The 18,495-nt window shown below is 42.8% G+C and carries 20 protein-coding genes; 9 read left to right on the top strand and 11 right to left on the bottom strand.

Features of this window, described 5'->3' with window-relative positions:
• Nucleotides 1-51: 51 nt before the first annotated feature.
• Together I6E83_RS10140 and I6E83_RS10135 are read right to left on the bottom strand one after the other, a co-directional pair.
• Nucleotides 52-1,503: a GGDEF domain-containing protein gene (locus I6E83_RS10140; protein ID WP_197101645.1), complete on the bottom strand. Its 1,452-nt coding sequence runs from the start codon at nt 1,501-1,503 to the stop codon at nt 52-54.
• Between the two features lie 275 nt (nt 1,504-1,778).
• A complete protein-coding gene (locus I6E83_RS10135) occupies nt 1,779-2,660 on the bottom strand; it encodes a PHP domain-containing protein (protein ID WP_197101644.1) in 882 nt (293 codons plus the stop codon).
• A 379-nt stretch (nt 2,661-3,039) separates the two neighbouring features.
• Between I6E83_RS10135 and ispZ the strand changes: the two genes are divergently transcribed.
• The 4 genes from ispZ (at nt 3,040) to mnmC (ending at nt 6,659) form a co-directional block, all read left to right on the top strand.
• A complete protein-coding gene (gene ispZ / locus I6E83_RS10130) occupies nt 3,040-3,591 on the top strand; it encodes a septation protein IspZ (RefSeq protein WP_194197699.1) in 552 nt (183 codons plus the stop codon).
• Between the two features lie 171 nt (nt 3,592-3,762).
• On the top strand, nt 3,763-4,092 hold the full coding sequence (locus I6E83_RS10125) for a YciI family protein (RefSeq protein ID WP_197101643.1): 330 nt from the start codon (nt 3,763-3,765) through the stop codon (nt 4,090-4,092).
• Entirely contained in the window at nt 4,089-4,529 is a 441-nt protein-coding gene (locus I6E83_RS10120) for a hypothetical protein (RefSeq protein WP_320158390.1), read from the top strand. Before I6E83_RS10125 ends, I6E83_RS10120 begins: the two co-directional genes overlap by 4 nt.
• Before the next feature lie 45 nt (nt 4,530-4,574).
• A complete protein-coding gene (mnmC, locus tag I6E83_RS10115; RefSeq protein ID WP_197101833.1) occupies nt 4,575-6,659 on the top strand; it encodes an FAD-dependent 5-carboxymethylaminomethyl-2-thiouridine(34) oxidoreductase MnmC in 2,085 nt (694 codons plus the stop codon).
• A 22-nt stretch (nt 6,660-6,681) separates the two neighbouring features.
• Here mnmC and yiaA read toward each other — a convergent pair whose 3' ends face one another.
• Nucleotides 6,682-7,239 carry an inner membrane protein YiaA gene (gene yiaA, locus I6E83_RS10110; RefSeq protein WP_197101642.1) on the bottom strand — a complete coding sequence of 186 codons (558 nt, stop codon included), beginning with the start codon at nt 7,237-7,239 and terminating at the stop codon, nt 6,682-6,684.
• Between the two features lie 181 nt (nt 7,240-7,420).
• Between yiaA and I6E83_RS10105 the strand changes: the two genes are divergently transcribed.
• Both I6E83_RS10105 and I6E83_RS10100 read left to right on the top strand, forming a co-directional pair.
• Nucleotides 7,421-7,639: a YjbQ family protein gene (locus tag I6E83_RS10105; RefSeq protein ID WP_227680904.1), complete on the top strand. Its 219-nt coding sequence runs from the start codon at nt 7,421-7,423 to the stop codon at nt 7,637-7,639.
• A gap of 67 nt (nt 7,640-7,706) precedes the next feature.
• The gene (locus I6E83_RS10100; RefSeq protein WP_197101640.1) at nt 7,707-8,342 is read left to right on the top strand and encodes a hypothetical protein; all 636 of its coding nucleotides are present in this window, start codon (nt 7,707-7,709) and stop codon (nt 8,340-8,342) included.
• Between the two features lie 426 nt (nt 8,343-8,768).
• Here the strand turns inward: I6E83_RS10100 and I6E83_RS10095 are convergent, their stop codons facing one another.
• The 7 genes from I6E83_RS10095 to ffh form a co-directional block, all read right to left on the bottom strand.
• Nucleotides 8,769-9,437, bottom strand: a complete 669-nt coding sequence (locus I6E83_RS10095) for a DUF4112 domain-containing protein (RefSeq protein WP_197101638.1) — start codon at nt 9,435-9,437, stop codon at nt 8,769-8,771.
• Nucleotides 9,430-10,347: a 4-hydroxybenzoate octaprenyltransferase gene (gene ubiA, locus I6E83_RS10090; protein WP_197101636.1), complete on the bottom strand. Its 918-nt coding sequence runs from the start codon at nt 10,345-10,347 to the stop codon at nt 9,430-9,432. Before ubiA ends, I6E83_RS10095 begins: the two co-directional genes overlap by 8 nt.
• Before the next feature lie 94 nt (nt 10,348-10,441).
• Nucleotides 10,442-10,684 carry a hypothetical protein gene (locus tag I6E83_RS10085; RefSeq protein ID WP_197101634.1) on the bottom strand — a complete coding sequence of 81 codons (243 nt, stop codon included), beginning with the start codon at nt 10,682-10,684 and terminating at the stop codon, nt 10,442-10,444.
• A 93-nt stretch (nt 10,685-10,777) separates the two neighbouring features.
• Nucleotides 10,778-11,677 carry a class I SAM-dependent methyltransferase gene (locus I6E83_RS10080; RefSeq protein ID WP_197101632.1) on the bottom strand — a complete coding sequence of 300 codons (900 nt, stop codon included), beginning with the start codon at nt 11,675-11,677 and terminating at the stop codon, nt 10,778-10,780.
• Nucleotides 11,678-11,726: 49 nt separating this feature from the next.
• Entirely contained in the window at nt 11,727-12,569 is an 843-nt protein-coding gene (locus tag I6E83_RS10075; RefSeq protein ID WP_197101630.1) for an undecaprenyl-diphosphate phosphatase, read from the bottom strand.
• Nucleotides 12,570-12,658: 89 nt separating this feature from the next.
• Complete coding sequence (gene tsaB, locus I6E83_RS10070; protein WP_197101831.1) at nt 12,659-13,351, bottom strand: tRNA (adenosine(37)-N6)-threonylcarbamoyltransferase complex dimerization subunit type 1 TsaB; 693 nt, start codon at nt 13,349-13,351, stop codon at nt 12,659-12,661.
• 350 nt (nt 13,352-13,701) lie between these two features.
• Entirely contained in the window at nt 13,702-15,252 is a 1,551-nt protein-coding gene (gene ffh, locus I6E83_RS10065) for a signal recognition particle protein (protein WP_197101628.1), read from the bottom strand.
• Between the two features lie 385 nt (nt 15,253-15,637).
• Between ffh and I6E83_RS10060 the strand changes: the two genes are divergently transcribed.
• Nucleotides 15,638-16,429: an inner membrane protein YpjD gene (locus tag I6E83_RS10060; RefSeq protein WP_413786940.1), complete on the top strand. Its 792-nt coding sequence runs from the start codon at nt 15,638-15,640 to the stop codon at nt 16,427-16,429.
• Between the two features lie 91 nt (nt 16,430-16,520).
• Here I6E83_RS10060 and purU read toward each other — a convergent pair whose 3' ends face one another.
• Nucleotides 16,521-17,453 carry a formyltetrahydrofolate deformylase gene (gene purU / locus I6E83_RS10055; protein WP_227680903.1) on the bottom strand — a complete coding sequence of 311 codons (933 nt, stop codon included), beginning with the start codon at nt 17,451-17,453 and terminating at the stop codon, nt 16,521-16,523.
• A gap of 455 nt (nt 17,454-17,908) precedes the next feature.
• On the opposite strand from purU, the gene rpmB reads away from it, so the two are divergent.
• Entirely contained in the window at nt 17,909-18,145 is a 237-nt protein-coding gene (gene rpmB, locus I6E83_RS10050; RefSeq protein ID WP_010201401.1) for a 50S ribosomal protein L28, read from the top strand.
• Between the two features lie 133 nt (nt 18,146-18,278).
• Nucleotides 18,279-18,434, top strand: coding sequence for a 50S ribosomal protein L33 (gene rpmG / locus I6E83_RS10045; RefSeq protein WP_010201403.1), 156 nt, complete (start codon nt 18,279-18,281; stop codon nt 18,432-18,434).
• The last annotated feature ends 61 nt before the right edge of the window (nt 18,435-18,495 follow it).

The following is an 18,495-nucleotide window of genomic DNA, read 5'->3' as shown; positions in this document are numbered from 1 at the left end:
ATTCATAGATGACATCTATCATCTATGAATGTCCAGCTGCTTTATCGATTTTTAATTACCATAAAGCGAATCTATCTTGTTATCGCCTGCTTTTAACATCTCGTTAGCACTCACAACTTTATCGCGCCCGAGGCCCTTAGCATTATACAAAGCCTTATCTGCCATACAAATTAAGCGCTGACAAATATCTTGGGGCAACTGCGTTGTGTCGATATTTTTACCAGCTCGTTCACTATTCGACTTACTGACCTGTGGTTTTTTAAACTGATACCCTGATTCTGTTTGTGACAGTTTTTCGCATGTGTGCTTTATGCAATGACGCTCGTCATGAGTCAGCGTGTATAGCCCGAGACTAGCGGTCACGTTAAAGGTAGTATTATCATCGACCACGATGGTTTGATCAGCGATGCTTAGCCGTAGTTGTTCGGCAATGACCATCGCACTATCATGCTTCGTATCTGGTAGCACAATCAAAAACTCCTCACCACCATAGCGGCTAACAATGGCATCGTCCGTTAAACACTGTAGTAGTGCTTGTGCCACTGTCACTAACACTCGATCGCCAATATCATGACCATAGCTATCATTGATATCTTTAAACCAATCTAAATCTAATAGAATTACGCTGAAATCTTGAGCAGGTTCTATGCTCACCAATGCCTGTTTCATTTGCATCAGGCCATAACGACGGTTTTTTAGTTGGGTCAGCTCGTCTTGATTGGCATGTTGTAAGGTTTCTTTTCTACTGTCATCTAATATCACTAACAAAGTACGAAACATATAAATGATAAAAATGGCTTTTGGTAACGACATATAAATATGGGTAGAACGCCACAATAGATTGGAAGATTGACGCAGATAATTGACACTATCCCAATTTAACCTTCCATTTGGCAGGACAGTAGCAGCGGTAGCGTCTTTCATCATAGCCATCTCATTATAAGTGACATAACTATGAATATTAGGAGGCAGCGTCGTAGCAATCATTTGACGCAAATTTGGTAACGTGATACCAAAATAAGGAAACAACGTTACTGCTAAGATTGCGATAATTTGCCCTACAAATGCTCGCCATACATACCGCCGGCTAATGAGCATCATTCCTAGCATAGCACCACCTACCAGTGAGACACCCGTTACCAGACTACTATGCCCTAATATGGTGATAACAAAGGTAATATAGGCACTATAAATAGTAATAAGTATCGCTTGCCACGTATACAAATTGCTCTTGGCATTTCTAACTGGTGAAAAACGACTGGACATCCATAGTAAAAATACACCTACCATGGACACGCTAATCCATAGTGGATAGAGCAGAGTTATATCAACGTAATTACTATAAATGTCGCGGCGATACCAAACAAATAAGCACCATAGCCAATGTGAAAAAACCTCAATCACCATAAATGCTGCTAGTAGAGCCGTCCTATCAGCTGCTTCCCACTCAAAAACTGCCTTAGAAAGCTGCTTGTAGCCTAGATAAAACTTAGATACAGCCATAATGGGCTACCGCAAATAGAAGAATTGATAGAGCTAAAACCAGAATAACAACTGACAACTCATGATTACTACTGAAACCAAAACTACTTATTCAGTGTGGCCATTTATGCCTGAATTATCAATCCATTTGATAGTTCACGCGTCAATAACTGACGCTTTGTTTTAAACATTATTTCAATCGACATATTAACTCAGGCAACCTTCAAGATTAAACGATAATCAACCACTTTTCAGTGGATTTTATAGGTATTTTTTGAATACTTGTAAAACACGAATTAAGCAAACATCCTAAATGACTGCCAAACCCCTTGCTGTTCAGGGTTCAGCGTCGGTACATCGCCCAAACGTCGCCACGGCATATTACTACCATGAAAGTCACTACCGGTTGAGGTGACAAGATTGTGCTCAGCGATACTACGATCGACCATTCTGCGGGTGCTAACTGGCTCACTATTGGCGGGCAGCTCACAAGCATCACCGCCTAACTGGGCAAACTCTTCAATCAGTTTGCGCACGCGAGTGGCTGAGAGTTGATAACGAGTCGGATGCGCCAGTACAGCCTTACCACCACAAGCATGGATTAGCTCGATACCATGCTGCATCGTTAGGGCCTCGATTGCCACATAAGCAGGTTTATTGTCCGCCAGATATTTATCAAAGGCTTTTTGTACGGTCTTTACTTCACCGCGCTCAAACAATACTTGTCCAATATGCGCACGCCCTACTGCTTGCGGATTGCCACCTGCTTTCACAAGTACCGCTTGCCATAGCTCGTCATAACTGATATCTAGCAATTCACTGAGCTTTTCCGTAATTTTCTGACCACGAGTAGCACGACTGTCTTGCAATTGCTGTAATGTTGCATGCATTTTTTCGAGATCAGTAAAATCAAGCCCAAGTACATGGATAATTTTGTTGGTCGATTTGTTTTTACCATAACCACCGCTAAGCGTATGCTCACAGCTGATCTCAACGCCATTAATGAGTTGCATGTCACAGGCCGTCGCAGCGACTCTCGCCTCATCAATTCCTGCTAGCGTATCGTGATCGGTCAGAGCCAATACATTGACGCCAGCCGCATGGGCGCGTTGTATTACTTCCGTTGGCCCATAAGTACCATCAGAGCAAGTGCTGTGACAATGTAGATCGAATTTCATAAATAAGCCTTAGCATTTTAAAATAATAAGCATTAAAGAGAGTAAAAAAGAGTAAAAAGAGAAATACAGTAGTAGCTAGCCGTTGTGTAGTCTATTCAATATGGAAGTCATTCAAACAAACCGAGTGTAGATGTCTATTAAACACTTCAAGTGGGGTTAACGCAGTAACATTTCTATAATGGAATGACTGTATTCAATACATAGAACTACTGACATTATCGAATCGTTATATTGGGTCGCAGCGCTGCTCATGAGCCACAATCATAAAGTGTTACTAAGCAAGCCCATCATGTAGAACGATTATCGCGTTGATTGCTTTTTTTTGGTGCAGTAGACGTGTAAACTACCCCATACGTTTTTGGTGGACACCCTATTTGTTATGAAAGCCCTATTAGACTTTATTCCTTTAATTGCCTTTTTCATTGGTGCGCGTCACAGTGGCATCTTGGCAGGGGCCGGTGCTTTACTCATCGCCACTATTATCGTTTATGCGATTCATTTTATCCGCCAAAAAGGCAAGTTTGATAAGCAGCAATGGGTTGTTTTACTATTAACCATTCTGTTTTGTGGTGGTACCCTAATCTTACGTGATGACATCTATCTGCGTTGGAAATCACCAATTATCAACGGTATCTTTGCCTTGACGCTATTAGTAAGTGCCGCGATTAATAAGCCTCTGATGCAGCTAGCAATGAAAGATGTTTTTTCGCTCACAATGAGTGGCTGGAAAAAACTTACCATCGCTTGGGCATTGTTTTTTGCCATGATGGGCGTCTTACATTATATCACAGCGTTTACGATGTCAGATGAAGCATGGATCAACTTTAAAACGTACGGTTGGATTCCAATTATGTTGGTATTCGTTGTGGCTCAGTTTGCGGTATTAAAAAATTACTTAAATCCAGAACTGACAAACAAAACCACTAAGTAATACTTAGGCTATTATTTTATAATAAATACGATTTTTGAATATCCATAGTATTTTAACTATTTACAGTATTTTAAACATTTACAGTAACGGCATTAGTTGCTATGAATTAAGCTTTATTTATCTATTGATTAAACACACTTACATCAATCATCATTTTATTGAGGAAGTCTTATGTCCTTATTTGCCATTATTGGTCATGATGTTGCAGAGAGCAGCGCGCAACGTCAGATTACCCGTATCGAACATCTTGAACGTCTTAAAGTATTGAACAATGAGCAGCGACTGATTATTGCAGGTCCAAACCCTATTGAGCATGGTAAAAGCGCTATGTCAGGCAGCCTAATCATTGCTGATTTCGACTCTCTTGAGGCCGCACAAGCATGGGCGAACGAAGAGCCTTACTTGCGCGACGGTGTATACAGCCATGTAGATATCAAGCCGTTCATTCAAGCACTGCCAAAACCAGATGACAGCACATCAGAAAAAGTAGCAGCGTCGTGAGTCAGCGTGTCTCTTATTTGAATACACGTCATTACAAACTCAGCATAGCTACCCTAATGTTTATGGCTGCTACATCGGTACAAGCTGTACCAACGGTGACGACGATGGATGTGACCAATCCATTGGCAACGATACCGGTGACAGAACCTGAAGCACTAAACGCTCAACCAACCAGTAACTCAGCGTTGGATATCAATCGTACTTTAGCAGCGCAACTGCAGCCATCTAAACAGGCGCTATCTGATGCCAATCAAGCGTTGCTAAGCCGCAATGCACAATTGCAACGTCAGGTAAACGACTTGCAGACTCAAGCAAACGTTTTGGTTTATGAAAGTAAAGGTCAGATTTTCTTATACGGGGCATTTACAGTATTAATCAGTCTGTTGGTTGGTATCTTTATCTCGTGGCTAGTGTTTGTCCGCCGTGAGCGTTGGTAGCGCACTCTCTATTTATTGCTCTGTCCTATGTGAGTGTCTATGTCTATGTTCACGTCTAAGTCCACGTCTGTACCCAAAGAAACGCCTAACCCTCCTGCGCAATCTAAAACTGCTAACGCACTAAACATCATCACTCCTGCCAGGATTGATTGGCAGGTAGACGATACGGGTAATCAAGTACCCGTATCAGGTGAGTTTGGCGATGTGTATTTTTCACATGCGGATGGTCTAGCAGAGTCACGATATGTGTTTTTGGCGCATAATCAACTACCTGAAAGACTGGCACGCCTTGCACCAAAGCAATGCTTTACGATCACTGAATTGGGCTTTGGTACAGGGCTCAATCTATTAGCCACTTGGCTGCTATGGCGACAGTTACGCGAGACTCACCCACAATTAGCAACGGCTCGCCTACATTTTATTACCACGGAAAAATTTCCCATACCCCTTGCAGGTTTAACGCACATACTCACATTGTGGGCGCAGCGTGCGCCTGAGCTTGCAGAATTGATTGCGCCTCTTTTGGCCGCCTACCCACCCCTTATTGCTGGCTCTCATCGTTTGAATTTCTTTGATGATAATTTGACCGTTGATATGTGGTTTGGTGATGCTGCTGAGAGCTTGGCCAAGTTAGCATTAGATACTTCCATAGAACCTACGCCCTGCGTTGACGCATGGTTTTTAGATGGCTTTGCGCCTTCTTGTAATAGCGCCTTATGGGCAGAAGATATCTTTACTCAGATAAAGCGCTTATCCTGCCAAGACACTACCGCTGCGACCTATAGCAGTGCAGGTATCGTTAAACGTGGGCTAAGAGAGCATGGCTTTGAGATTATTAAGGTCAAAGGCTTTGGGCGAAAAAACCAAATGCTAACAGCTGTCATGACTGATGCTGCCTGTTTATCTGAAATTAATAGTAAGAGCAAGCCTGCTAATAGTACACACAATACTCCTGCTCATAGTATCGTTATTGGTGCTGGTGTCTCAGGATTGCTAACGGCATGGTCGCTGGCCAATCGTGGTATTCAAGTCACTTTATTAGATAAATCCGCACCCTTAGCAGGCGCATCAGGAAACCCACGCGCCCTACTTGCTCCCAAGATGACACCCATTCATCATGTCGATGAGCATTTACACACCATGGGTTATCTCTATAGTAGCAGACTATATCGTGTGCTGAATGAAACAGCTGTACAGCTCAATATAGCGCCCATATTGGAGCCAACAGGTGCTCTTGATTTACTAATCAAGGCCAATATTGGTACAGAGCAAATTGCAGACTATCCTGATGACATGGCAACCACGTTATCGCTTACGCAGGCGCAAGATGCCAGCGGATTAAATATTCAGGATGTATCGGAGAATCTATATTTACCGCAGTCAGGCTTGGTGAATCCACAAGCATTAAAAGAGACGATTCTGACCCATCCGCTCATTCATTTTCAGCAGTTAGCCGTCAATAATATTAGCGAGATGGAAAGTCATGTTTGTATTGAAGGGTATGATCAAAATCAACAAGTAACATCTATAACTGCTGATAATGTGGTGGTTTGTGCGGCATTTGAGAGCCATCAATTAGATAAGCGTATTTTTGATTGTCGTAAAATTCGTGGTCAACTTTCTTGGTTTACGCCTACAGCCGAACAACTCGCAAGCTTACCTAAAATACCACTCAAATATAGTGGTTACTGTACGCCATTCACTGCCCAAGCGGGTGATGAAAACTTAAATGACACAGCAAAAGGCCAACCTCAGTTTCTACTAGGGGCGAGTTTTATACGTAATGATACGAACACGGATATCCGTGAAGAAGAGCATCAGATTAGCCGTGACAAGCTGGTCACCGCCATTCCTGAAATGGCGTCGGTTGTGCCGACAGATATAAGTGGATGGCAAGGACGTGCTGGCGTTCGTACCCAAACACCTGACTACCACCCCATCGTTGGACAATTGATTGATAGCGAACGCATTTGGGTAATGAGTGCGATGGGCGCTAAAGGCTATGCCATTGCACCACTATGCGCTGAAGCGTTAGTAGATAGGATGCTAGGCTCGTTTACACCTTTATCAACCGCGATGCTAGCACGCCTAGCACCAAATCGTACGCGTTTGCAGACACCGCTTACTTAATTATTTCTTTTAATGGAAAGCTTTAATCATTGCCTTCCATTCTAGATTTAACTGCACTAAAAAGTGACTTGCCAGAATCAGGCTGACTATTCACTTCTTTATCAATATTTATGCCGCTGTTGTTATTAAACCCTGTCATAGGCGTAATCAGCTTTCGAACTTGCTCCTCATCACGAGTATTCTTCTGAATGGTAACTGCTGCAAATAAACTAAGCGTAAATGCCATCATATAAAAGCCTCTCTCACTCAATATCAACCCATCTGCATTTACGAGTCCAATCACAATGAGGGCAATGGACAATCCTAGAGCAGCCCAACTTATCATGTAATACAAATTGGTTGTTGGAATACCTTCTGCACGGTCACGAATCGTCTTTTGCAAACTGATGGCGGCATATAAACCAAGTGCTAAAACAGCTAGATAATAGCCTTTTTCATTTAACAACATGCTTTGTGCATTCCATAATCCAATCAGGTATGCCAATACACCTATCAGCATTGCCCCCCAAGAGATACCTACATAAGTAGTCGTTGGTTTGTAAGCCGCTAGCTGACTTTCAGTAATTGTATCGTTATTCATTACCATTCCTAAGTGTATGTAGACTAACATTCATTAACGAAGCACGACATTTATCGACCTCCGTTTTTCCTTAACATAACACAATCGTATTATGTTGTAAGCTAAAATGTCTACTAATAGCTGAAATCCCAATTCATATATCAGACTAGATAACCGATCTATTACTATAAGAACACTTATAATGACAACCAATCAGATATATTATCACTATATAACAAAACGTTCGGATGACTTACCAGCCCATTTTAAAAGTATGCTGTTTGGCGTGAGTTTGACCATTCCACTTATCAATGGAACGCTAGGATTGGGATCATGGCAAGGTATTTACTTGTGTGAGCATAGAGACCATCTTGAAAAATATGGTGAGCAGCGAAAGCTGGTTATTACGGTTAATATTTAACAGCACCACTGACTCTTGCATCTTACTGTGCTTAAATAAAGCACGCTTATTGGATAACCGCCCTATTATGAACAACCTTACTTTAAACCTACTAAAATCCAAGTCTTACTATAAAGTAATCCCTGCTGTTTTCTTTAGTGCATTGCTACTGACTGCCTGCCAAAAAGATCCGGAACCTAAAGCGGCTAATGAAGTACAGACGGAGACAACTGTACAAACGACGCCAGTGACGACTAATATCAACGGTATTGATGCTGATGAAAGCTTAGACAGCAATACCGACAGTACCACAGCGCAACCAACCGATTCAGAGAGTGATATTAGCTTGAGTGAATTAGAGGGTGATCTTAATACTACTAATACATCAACAAACAGTGCTGCTGTAGCACCCAATCCTGAGCAAGCCATTAAAGGTGCACAAATCACAGATGTCCGTTATAAAAATGCAGCAGGTGAAACCCTATCCGTTGTCTTTCAAACCTCGGCAGCAGGCATGCTTAATGCTATCCTCACCTTGCCCAATAAACCAAAGCTGACGCTAAGTGCACCAGAAGGCCAAGGTAATAACCCCACCTATCGCTCAAATGATGGCAGTATCGAGCTGGTCAGTCATGCTGGCGGTGGTACTATCGACCTTGTCCAAAATAACAAAATTACTAGCTTTGATGCGGTAAGTGCGGAAGCAGAAGTCATCACTGAGTAATATCTGAGCCTTAACATTTATAAAAATTTGCCATAAAAAAGGCGGCATACGTTACGATTAAATAGTAACGTATGCCGCCTTTTTATTAGGGTCTGTTGAACATTCAAATATGGTGCTGGCAGTCACTATTTTTTAGGCAATATGCAGTGAAATTTTTGACACCTAGTCATTCTAGGTTAAACAATTTCGCCATGTATTGGCAAAAAATAGTACTGCCCTCCACTCGAGCACAGCTCTTGCCTTGCGAACGGGCAAAGCAGCGCTTTGCTCAATCCGTTCTCAAGGCTGATGCTAAAATCACCCCAAACGTTGTTGCAAACCTAGCTAAGGTCTCGATATTATCGTCGGTTTGCGCCTAATTTGGTGCAATTTTAGTAATCAGCAGCCCTAATATTTGAATGTTCAACAGACCCTACTGCTTTTATTTTAGCCAAACCCAGTGGTTTGCCCGAACAGACTGACCAACCAACTTATCATTGCCCATAATCCCCAACCAATCACCACAATGACGATTAATCCTAAAATATCAGGGATATGCAGGTACAGCCAAGCAACGATTGGATTACGCCAAAAAAAACCAAAACGACTTTGCTGTTGCTTATCTTCTAGCGATTGATGTAAAAATGGTCGATCCATATGCATGGTTTCAGTGATGCCATACTCATCATGTAGATGCTCATGCACGATACCCAATGTCTTACGACTCGGACGAATGAATATATCGAGCAGCGTCCCAATACCAGGCACGATACCCACTACCATATCAATAAGTGCTAGCCTAACTGCTGGCGTCATCTTATGTGCTGGCACACCCAATTGACGACCCAATATAAATGCATAGCTCGTCAGTGCCAGTCCTGCTAAATCGCCCGCCAATGGAATGGTTGAAAGCGCGGCATCCGCACCCATACCTTGTTTGGTAAACGGTATCCGTACTAACGAATCCATTGTATTGGCAAACTTTGCCAATTTACGCTCGGTCGCAATGACTTGCTCGCGTGTGAGACCATGCTCAGCCAGTCTTGCCTGATAATCGATAATAGGCGTATTAGCGGCAGAACTTCCTTTCGATTGGAATTTCGACAATTTATCCATTGAACGTCGTCCATATACAAGCGATGGCAATGAGAGCAAAGACGTAACGTCCTACCCAAATATTAGCCAAAAATGCCTGAAAGCAAGCCAATGCATTGTAGCTAGCACAAGCACTGTTTTGCTTAGCAAACATCATAGCGACTAATGCCAAACCAAATACTGGTATGACACCCAACGTAGTCGGCGCAAAATAATGCCACATGACCACGCCCATGATGAGTAAAAACAACGTTTGTAATAGCGAGATGATAATCACATCATAACGACCAAATAATATCGCCGTTGATTTCACCCCAATCTTCACATCGTCCTCGCGGTCAGCCATCGCATACTGCGTATCGTAAGCCACCGTCCAGCACATATAGGCTAAAAACAATAACCAACACCAGATGTCAGGAGCACCTTGTACGGCCACATAAGCCATCGGTATCGCCCAACCAAAAGCGGCTGCTAAAAATACTTGCGGCAAATGTGTATAACGTTTCATAAACGGATAAATAAATGCCAATATAACGGCACCAAACGACCAATAAAACACGGCAATAGGTAAGAAAAACAACAGGCTGGCACTTAGTAGCACCAACACCAAAAACGCAGCGACGGCTTCTTTACCTGATAATCGCCCGTCAGCTAATGGGCGTCCTTTGGTACGGGTCACATGGCCATCTACTTTTCGATCAGCAAAGTCATTAATCGCACAACCAGCCGCCCGCATAAAAATCGCACCTAGCGCAAATATTATAAATATTTTGAGATTTGGCAGCGCTGCCGTTGCTCCTTGCTGCTGCGCTTGACCCATCGCAGCCAGCAGCACGCCCCATAATGTTGGCCATAGTAGCAACTCAATGCCCACTGGCTTATCAAAACGGGTTAGCTGGATATAAGCTTGTAATTTTTCTTTAAATGTCATGGCTTTTTATTATCATCAATTAAATACTTTGTGTGCGTGTTTATAGACTTTGCCAAGAGCGACTAGATTGACTGTTCAATGAATTAACTGCTGGCTACTGAATTTGTTGCCATAATCGATTGGCATCGACCAGTGACAGCTCAGGATACTGTTTGCGCAACGCTTTCAGCGCAGGGACTTTATCTTTTTGTGCTGCTTGCTGACGTAAAAATGCCAATTGCTCTTGTGGATTGCTCAATTCTTTTAGTCGTGCTTCAAGCCGAAGGATTCGGGTACGCAAAATGATATTGATCAATAATAGCACCGCACCCATGGCCCAAATAATTAGCGTTGACATTCCTTGCTCCTAAATCCATTAATTTTAAACTTAATGATTATAAACTTGCTAACTAGGGCGCGTCCTTTCACCAAATACCATAGTTAAAGCATTCTAAACAAAATAACCATCAAAACGTACTGCTTCATTGTGCCAGCTTTCATTAGGTTGTTGGCTTGCTAACAATGGCGCATGCTGAGGTCGTTTTACGATGACGCGCCCAGATTGCTGTGCATGCTTACTGACAACAGCTTTTGCAGATGCTAGTAGCTGGCATTCTTCGTCCAATGTTGGAGGGCTTGCCAATTGATGCAAGGCTTGCATGTGCTTACCAACTTTAGCGCCCTTACCTGTCTTACTATCTTGATAGCTGTCCTCTGGAAACATAGGGTCCAGATAGACGACATCGATGACGTTACTCTCGCTAGTATCTGACTCAACGTCTAGTCCTTCAAAATAACTAAGCGCATCCGTATTTATGATCTGTAAACGCAACATCAGCTTTTGCCAATTCGGCAACGTACTCATTCGCTGTTGCTCTACAAGTAAGAGCAATGCCATCAACGGCTGCTGCTCAAGCATGATGACTTGGGCGCCAGTACTGCCCAATATCAAGCTATCATGCCCAAAACCCGCCGTCGCATCAATGATGCAGCTATCCGATGTGAGCTTGGCAGCTTGTAATAGCAATTCGGACTTTCGTCCTGCACTCACCACACGACGTTGTAGTTTATCCCACTCTGGGGCGACACTGAGTCCATCACTAAGCCATGATAGTTTATTTTTATCGTCCAATAACAAAATAGGTTGAGTAGCTATTTGGCTTAATTGCTGACGACGTTTCTGCGTTAACTTATCGACAGACAGCTCAGCATTTAATTCGATGGGTAATCGGTGCTGCTTTATCAATACTTGCAAGCTATCTACTTGGTCTTGCTGCGACTCACTCACATAGAGTAACTGGCATTGCATCAAGGCATTAGCCTGTTTAGAAGCGTGTGGCAAACTACTCATGACTACCCTCTTTTTTACTACTCATAAGGCCATCAACCATCATAATGGCTTAGCCTGCCATTTGATAACCAAAGCCCCAAGCGGCGACCAATACAACGATACCAGTGATGATGCGTAACCAAGCAAAGATCGTAAAGTCACGACGGCTCACCCATGCTACTAGCAAGCGAATACAGAGTAAAGCGACGATAAATGATACGACTGTGCCAACGCCTAATACTAACCAATCTTCACTATTGGTCAATACATCACCATGTTTGATTAGATCTAATAATGCTGCACCCACGATAACTGGAATACCTAAAAAGAATGAAAACTCTGCTGATGCTTTGCGCGAGACACCAAGCCATAGCGCACCAATAATAGTCGCACCTGAGCGTGATGTACCTGGTATGAGAGCTAGACATTGAAGCAGACCAATCATCAATGCTGTTTTTAGGCTGACGTCTTCCGCCTCCTCTGCAATGACCGTCTTAGGGCGTTTTTCTACATAAAATATCAGCAGACCGCCGATGATGAGCATAATCGCGACAACGATCGGATTAAATAAATAAGCTTTAATCTCATCAGCGAAGGTAAAACCAACGATCATCACAGGAATGGTGGCGACAATTAGGCTAAGTCCCAGCTGTCTTGGATTGGTCATGCCTTCTGCTTTACCCGTTAGCAACCCCATAAGCGCTTGCCATAGTCTGCCCCAATAGTCATAGATAACGGCCAAGATAGCACCCAGTTGGACGACGACAACAAACAAGTCGACCTTTTCTTTGGTCCAAAAGCCCATCACATCTGCTGATAAAATTAGGTAGCCAGTGCTAGAAATGGGTAAAAATTCAGTGATACCTTCAACGATACCCATGATGACAGCTTGAATTAATAAAATGATATCCACGATGGCTTTCCTAGATACAGACCTATTGGTTCGTACAGTTTTTAGTGTGTTGTTGTATTTTACGTAGCGCTAAAAATGATGGGGATTGACTACGCTTTGCCTTGCTCTTTAAGGGTTTTCCAAGCTTGGTTACGTAAATATTTTGGTAAAGCTTGTGATGCCTCAGTTCCACCTACCGCCATAAACTGGGCGATACCGAGCTGACCGATAACTACTGCATCCGGCGACACGTCTTCATGAAAAATCTGATTATCATGCAAGGTTAATAGACCCGAGCCATTACCGACAATGGCTATATCGAGCATGGTCTGACTATCATAATCTAACAGCTGCTCAGTGCTATCACTATCAGCAATCAGCACTGGCTGCATAATGGCTGCTTCACTATCAATTACTGCATACTGCCCAAAATACACTTGCTGCATACGAGCATCAAGCGCGCTATACACTTGCGTCAGACCATATTGCTGATACGCACTCTGCGCGATGGCTTGCAAGCTTGAGACGCCCACACATGGGATGTCATGTGCCACAGATAGCGCTTGCACCACTGCCGTATTGATACGGATACCACTAAATGCACCAGGACCCCGATTGAATATTAATGCCTGTATATCAGCAAGCTTTAACTGCGCTTCGGATAAGGCCGCATCAATCATTGGCAAAATCTGCTGAGTCTGCTGACGTTTACCAGTCTCGGTATGACTCGATAGCACCTGACCATTTGAATCCAAAATTGCGATTGAGCACTGATCAAACACGGTATCCATTGCTAAAAACATCATAACCTCGGCTTATAGTCTGGGCATTTTAAAGTAACTTGATAACTGAATATTATAAAAGCGTGCTAGCTTCGTAAAATAGCGCCTATCATAGCATTTAGGACAGACGAATTTTATTACTTTCTGCGTTTTCCATACTTTATCCATGAGCGCTGAATTGAATTAAAGGAAAAGAAAAAACCTCAAAACCATATCAGTTTTGAGGTTTCCATCAGACAATCATAGATAATACAGACAGCTATAGTTGATTCAGTTTAAAAGAGATACAAGGCAACCGAGTACAGATGTATATGTGATACTTCAAGCGAGGTTAACGCTGTAGCTCTTTTATAAAGGATTCACTATATTGTTTAAAAGCGCGTTTTAAACTTTTTCGGCGCTTGATTCTGCATTTCCTGCATCTGCTTTTGCATCTCTTCAGTGCTCGGCATGTTATTTGGATCAAGGCCCATCTGCTTTGCCATTTGCTCTGGATTTACATCCTTTGTGCCGCCTTGCTGACCACCGCCACCGAATAGTGGGCCACCGCCGCCACCACCTGCTCCGCCACCGCCCATCAGTCCTTGCATAGACTTCATCATTTTACTGATACCTTCAGGCTTGGAGATCATTTTCATCATTTTTGCCATTTGCTTATGTTGCTTGAGCAAGCGATTGACATCTTGAATCTCGCGACCAGAGCCCGCAGCAATACGGCGCTTACGGCTTGGGTTAATCTTATCAGGATTTTTACGCTCAAATGGTGTCATAGAATTGATTAACGCTTCCATTTCACGCACTTTTTCTTCTGGCTTGGCATCTTCGACTGCTTTTTGCATATCAGAGCCGCCCATGCCTGGCATTTTGTCTAAAAATCCTGCCATGCCGCCCATACTTTTCATTTGTTGGAACTGCGTCAAGAGATCCTCAAGGTCGAACTCGCCGCCCTTTTGCATCTTTTTCGCCATTTTTTCGGCTTTATCACGGTCGATTTTTTGCTCGACTTCTTCCACCAAGCTCAGTACATCACCCATACCAAGAATACGCTGAGCAATACGCTCAGGATGGAACAGCTCTAACTCATCTAATTTCTCACCGCGACCTAAAAACTTAATCGGCTTACCTGTGATCGCACGTACAGAAAGTGCCGCACCGCCGCGAGCATCGCCATCCGTTTTGGTTAAGATAACACCCGTCAACGGTAAGGCATCATTGAAGGCTTTGGCGGTATTGGCAGCATCTTGACCTGTCATCGCATCAACGACAAATAGCGTCTCAGACGGATTAACGGCAGCGGTTAGCGCCTTAATCTCATCCATCATAGTATCGTCGATATGTAGACGACCAGCCGTATCGATAATCAAAATATCTTGATATTGGATTTTTGCTTCTTCGATAGCACGTAGCGCGATATCGATTGGATTTTCGTCAGCGCTTGAATTCACAAACTTGGCATTTACCTGACCTGCTACTTGCTCAAGCTGCTTGATGGCGGCTGGACGATAGACGTCAGCTGAAACCAACATGACTTTTTTCTTATGACGCTCTTGTAAAAACTTGGCCAACTTACCAGCGGTGGTGGTTTTACCCGCACCTTGCAGACCTGCAAGCAAATAAACGACAGGCGGCTTACCCGTCATCTCTAGCTGTTGATTGGCACTGCCCATCATCTCAGTCAGCTCATCATGGACGATTTTGACAAAGGCTTGTCCTGGCGCTAGCTCTTTCAGCACTTCAGCACCAAGTGCTTGCTCTTTAACACGCTTAACAAAGTCGCGAGTGACAGGTAGCGCCACATCAGCTTCCAGTAGCGCCATGCGCACTTCACGCATAGTGTCTTTGATGTTGTCTTCGGTCAGCTGTCCAGTACCCACGATATTACGCAGGCTCGACGATAAGCGTTCTGTTAAGGTATCAAACATAAATAACTCTCAGTTAAAATAATTCTCGGTTAAACCATTTGAATGGCTTATAAATAATATTAGGGTGCATTATGAGGTATTAGCTATTGGCTCACACTCTCTAAAAATGCCCTATAAAAAATCGTATTATCAATACTATAGCATCAAGCAGGCGCAAAACTTATAGGGTTTTTGCAAAATCGTTCGCTTCTAAATATATCATTTAGGGCTATCTGTTCTATTTAACTCACTCTGGCTAAACATTTATAAGGAATACGCAAGATGGTACTCAATTGGCTGCCATTTTATGATAAATTGGATAATTATTCTAATCATTCCAATAATACCACTTTAGCATTCACCTGAGCGGCTATTTTCACTCAGTATGAGACGAGGCTTTATGTCTGTGCACCTTGCATTCTTACTTGCTAGCCTAGCTTATATCTTAGTCAGCATTTACATCGGTTGGGCGCTGATTCGAAGTACACCTATTCGGAAAGACATCAGCTTAGGTCTATTGACGGCTGGCATGGTCGCGCACGCAGTGCTGCTCTATCCCTATGTCGTAACTCTTTATGGTCTAAATTTTAATCTGTTTAATACCATTAGCCTGATTAGTTTGTTTTTCTTGTTTTTCTATATGCTATTTAGTCTCTATCGCCCCATCATTAGCCTTGGCATCTTAGCAGCGCCAACGGCACTCATGGGCATGACCATTGGTTATGTTGGCCGTGCACCTTATCAGCCCATTACTGATATCAGCATCGGGCTTGAGGCCCATATCCTGCTCTCTCTCGCCGCCTATTGTGTGCTGCTGATGGCAGCGGTGCAAGCGCTATTTTTACGCCTACAAATCCGCGAGCTTAAGCATCATACGATTCATCGGTTTTGGGTCAATAAACTCCCTTCACTACAAAGTATGGAAAGCTTATTGTTCGATATGCTTTTGGTGGGCTTTGTCTTGCTCAGTATTGCGCTCGGCATTGGATTTGTCTATGTGCAAGACCTGATGGCGCAGCACATTGTCCATAAGACCGTCTTTAGCCTGCTCTCATGGTTGCTATTTGGCACACTACTATTCGGTAGTTGGCGCGCAGGGTGGCGTGGCAAGCGTGCTGCTAATATTACCATTTATGCCTTTATTCTACTGGCTATTGGTTTTGTCGGTAGCAAGTTTGTTTTAGAGATGCTGCTATAAAAGATAGAGTCAGCAAAGGCATCATGATCGACAGCAATAGTTATTACTGCCGACTGCCTTCGTATTAGATGAGTCTTCTATTCGCTTTGTCTTAGTTAAAAACCACGGTCTTGTTACCTGCCACAATCACACGGTTCTGCACATGCCAGTTCACAGCGCGCGCCAGTACATTACGCTCGATATCACGGCCAATAGCACGCAGTTCTGTCACACCTTGACGATGCGTCACACGATGCACATCTTGCTCTATGATAGGCCCTTGATCCAGTTCAGCAGTGACATAGTGCGCCGTTGCACCGATCAGCTTCACGCCTTTATCATAGGCTTGACGATAAGGGTCTGCCCCCACAAAGGCCGGTAGGAATGAATGATGAATGTTGATAACTTGCATTGGCCAACGCTTCACAAAGTCAGATGATAGTATCTGCATATAACGCGCCAATACGATCAAGTCATTGCCTGCCATCAATTCATGAATCTTCTCTTCTGCTTCAGCTTTATTATTCTTAGTCACTGGTACGTGATGGAAGGTGATACCAAAGTTTTCTACCGATTGACGCAGATCAGGATGGTTGCTGACGACAGAGGTAATCTCGCAATCAAGCAGACCGCGCTGATGACGCCATAACAAATCTAATAACGCATGATCAAACTTCGATACCAAAATACCGACCTTAGTTTTAATCGCATTATTGTGTAGTCGCCACTCCATATTGTGGCGTTTGGCGACCGTATGACCAAAACTGGCTTCAAAATTATCAATAATATCGCTCAGTCCTGCTAAGGCAAACTCTAAACGCATAAAATACTGACCGCCTTCATGGGCAGTTGAATACTGATCGAGAGTAATGATATTGGCGCCATAGCGATGTATAAACTCAGATACAGCTTGTACGATGCCTGCTTGATCTTTGCATTTAATCAGCAATGTCGCGGTATCGATAGCAACCGGAGCGGCTGTATTTATAGAAGTGGTACTCGACTGTATATTCGATGATGAAACCGTTTTTGTATTATCTGACATAGTAAGCCCAATTAAAAATAAAACTCGCTACTAGGTTCAAATGCTAGTAGCACAGGAAACTGGCTATTTTAGTCTTTTTTGCGAGTCTTTGCTGACTGAGTTGATGATTTTTTATAATAACTGATACAAAATAACCTCAAGTTAAAATTAATCTTTACTATTAAACAATCAACAACATAGCCCATTCATTTCAGGGTATAATGACCACCCTTTAAACCAACAATAATCATAAAAATATTTGAGTATTCATCTCTTTTATGGTATAAATGTCGGCTTTAAAATTTTCTGAATTGGTATGCTTGTTATTTGCCTTTAGATAACAGTAATATCAACTCAACATTCATATAGTTTTGTTTGGTGCAAAGCTGCCGCTTGCTGTGTCCATGCCGCAAAAACGTGCAACTTGCCCAGACTGGTATGAGAAAAACTCATACCTCATAGATTAGGAGTTCGCCATGTCTCGAGTTTGCCAAGTGACTGGAAAGCGCCCTATGGTGGGTAATAATGTTTCGCACGCAAACAACAAAACCCGTCGTCGCTTTCTACCAAACCTTCATAACCATCGTTTTTGGGTAGAGTCTGAAAATCGTTTTGTACGTCTACGTGTGTCTACCAAAGGTATGCGCACTATTGACAAACTTGGTATCGATAAAGTGTTAGCAGATATGCGCGCACAAGGTCAAAAAGTTTAAGTTAAGACTTGCAGCTCGATATGTTGATAATTTTCAGCAATTGAGCTGCTTTTCTGCTACATCTTATGTAGCTACTTAATATTTTAGATCCGTACCTATCGTTTGAAGACCCCTCATTTACAGGAAAGCTATCATGAGAGATAAAATTAAGTTAGTATCAACAGCTGGTACTGGGTATTACTACACCACTACTAAAAACAAGCGCACTATGCCTGGCAAAATGGAAATCAAAAAGTTTGATCCAAAAGTACGCCAGCATGTGATCTTTAAAGAAGCTAAAATCAAATAATTACCATTTTTATCAATGGTTTTATCTGAAAAAAAAGGGTTTATCAATTGATAAACCCTTT

This window comes from Psychrobacter sp. SZ93C1 (genome assembly GCF_015864635.1).
GTDB lineage: Bacteria > Pseudomonadota > Gammaproteobacteria > Pseudomonadales > Moraxellaceae > Psychrobacter > Psychrobacter fozii.
Note: the sequence above shows the minus strand (reverse complement) of the source record. Positions and strands in the feature narration are given on the sequence as shown.

Excerpts from the sequence above, each read along its gene's own strand:
- I6E83_RS10140 (WP_197101645.1), bottom strand. The coding sequence starts at position 1,503 with ATGGCTGTATCTAAGTTTTATCTAGGCTACAAGCAGCTTTCTAAGGCA.
- I6E83_RS10135 (WP_197101644.1), bottom strand. The coding sequence starts at position 2,660 with ATGAAATTCGATCTACATTGTCACAGCACTTGCTCTGATGGTACTTAT.
- ispZ (WP_194197699.1), top strand. The coding sequence starts at position 3,040 with ATGAAAGCCCTATTAGACTTTATTCCTTTAATTGCCTTTTTCATTGGT.
- I6E83_RS10125 (WP_197101643.1), top strand. The coding sequence starts at position 3,763 with ATGTCCTTATTTGCCATTATTGGTCATGATGTTGCAGAGAGCAGCGCG.
- mnmC (WP_197101833.1), top strand. The coding sequence starts at position 4,575 with ATGTTCACGTCTAAGTCCACGTCTGTACCCAAAGAAACGCCTAACCCT.
- yiaA (WP_197101642.1), bottom strand. The coding sequence starts at position 7,239 with ATGAATAACGATACAATTACTGAAAGTCAGCTAGCGGCTTACAAACCA.
- I6E83_RS10105 (WP_227680904.1), top strand. The coding sequence starts at position 7,421 with ATGACAACCAATCAGATATATTATCACTATATAACAAAACGTTCGGAT.
- I6E83_RS10100 (WP_197101640.1), top strand. The coding sequence starts at position 7,707 with ATGAACAACCTTACTTTAAACCTACTAAAATCCAAGTCTTACTATAAA.
- I6E83_RS10095 (WP_197101638.1), bottom strand. The coding sequence starts at position 9,437 with ATGGATAAATTGTCGAAATTCCAATCGAAAGGAAGTTCTGCCGCTAAT.
- ubiA (WP_197101636.1), bottom strand. The coding sequence starts at position 10,347 with ATGACATTTAAAGAAAAATTACAAGCTTATATCCAGCTAACCCGTTTT.
- I6E83_RS10085 (WP_197101634.1), bottom strand. The coding sequence starts at position 10,684 with ATGTCAACGCTAATTATTTGGGCCATGGGTGCGGTGCTATTATTGATC.
- I6E83_RS10080 (WP_197101632.1), bottom strand. The coding sequence starts at position 11,677 with ATGAGTAGTTTGCCACACGCTTCTAAACAGGCTAATGCCTTGATGCAA.
- tsaB (WP_197101831.1), bottom strand. The coding sequence starts at position 13,351 with ATGTTTTTAGCAATGGATACCGTGTTTGATCAGTGCTCAATCGCAATT.
- ffh (WP_197101628.1), bottom strand. The coding sequence starts at position 15,252 with ATGTTTGATACCTTAACAGAACGCTTATCGTCGAGCCTGCGTAATATC.
- purU (WP_227680903.1), bottom strand. The coding sequence starts at position 17,453 with ATGTCAGATAATACAAAAACGGTTTCATCATCGAATATACAGTCGAGT.
- rpmB (WP_010201401.1), top strand. The coding sequence starts at position 17,909 with ATGTCTCGAGTTTGCCAAGTGACTGGAAAGCGCCCTATGGTGGGTAAT.
- rpmG (WP_010201403.1), top strand. The coding sequence starts at position 18,279 with ATGAGAGATAAAATTAAGTTAGTATCAACAGCTGGTACTGGGTATTAC.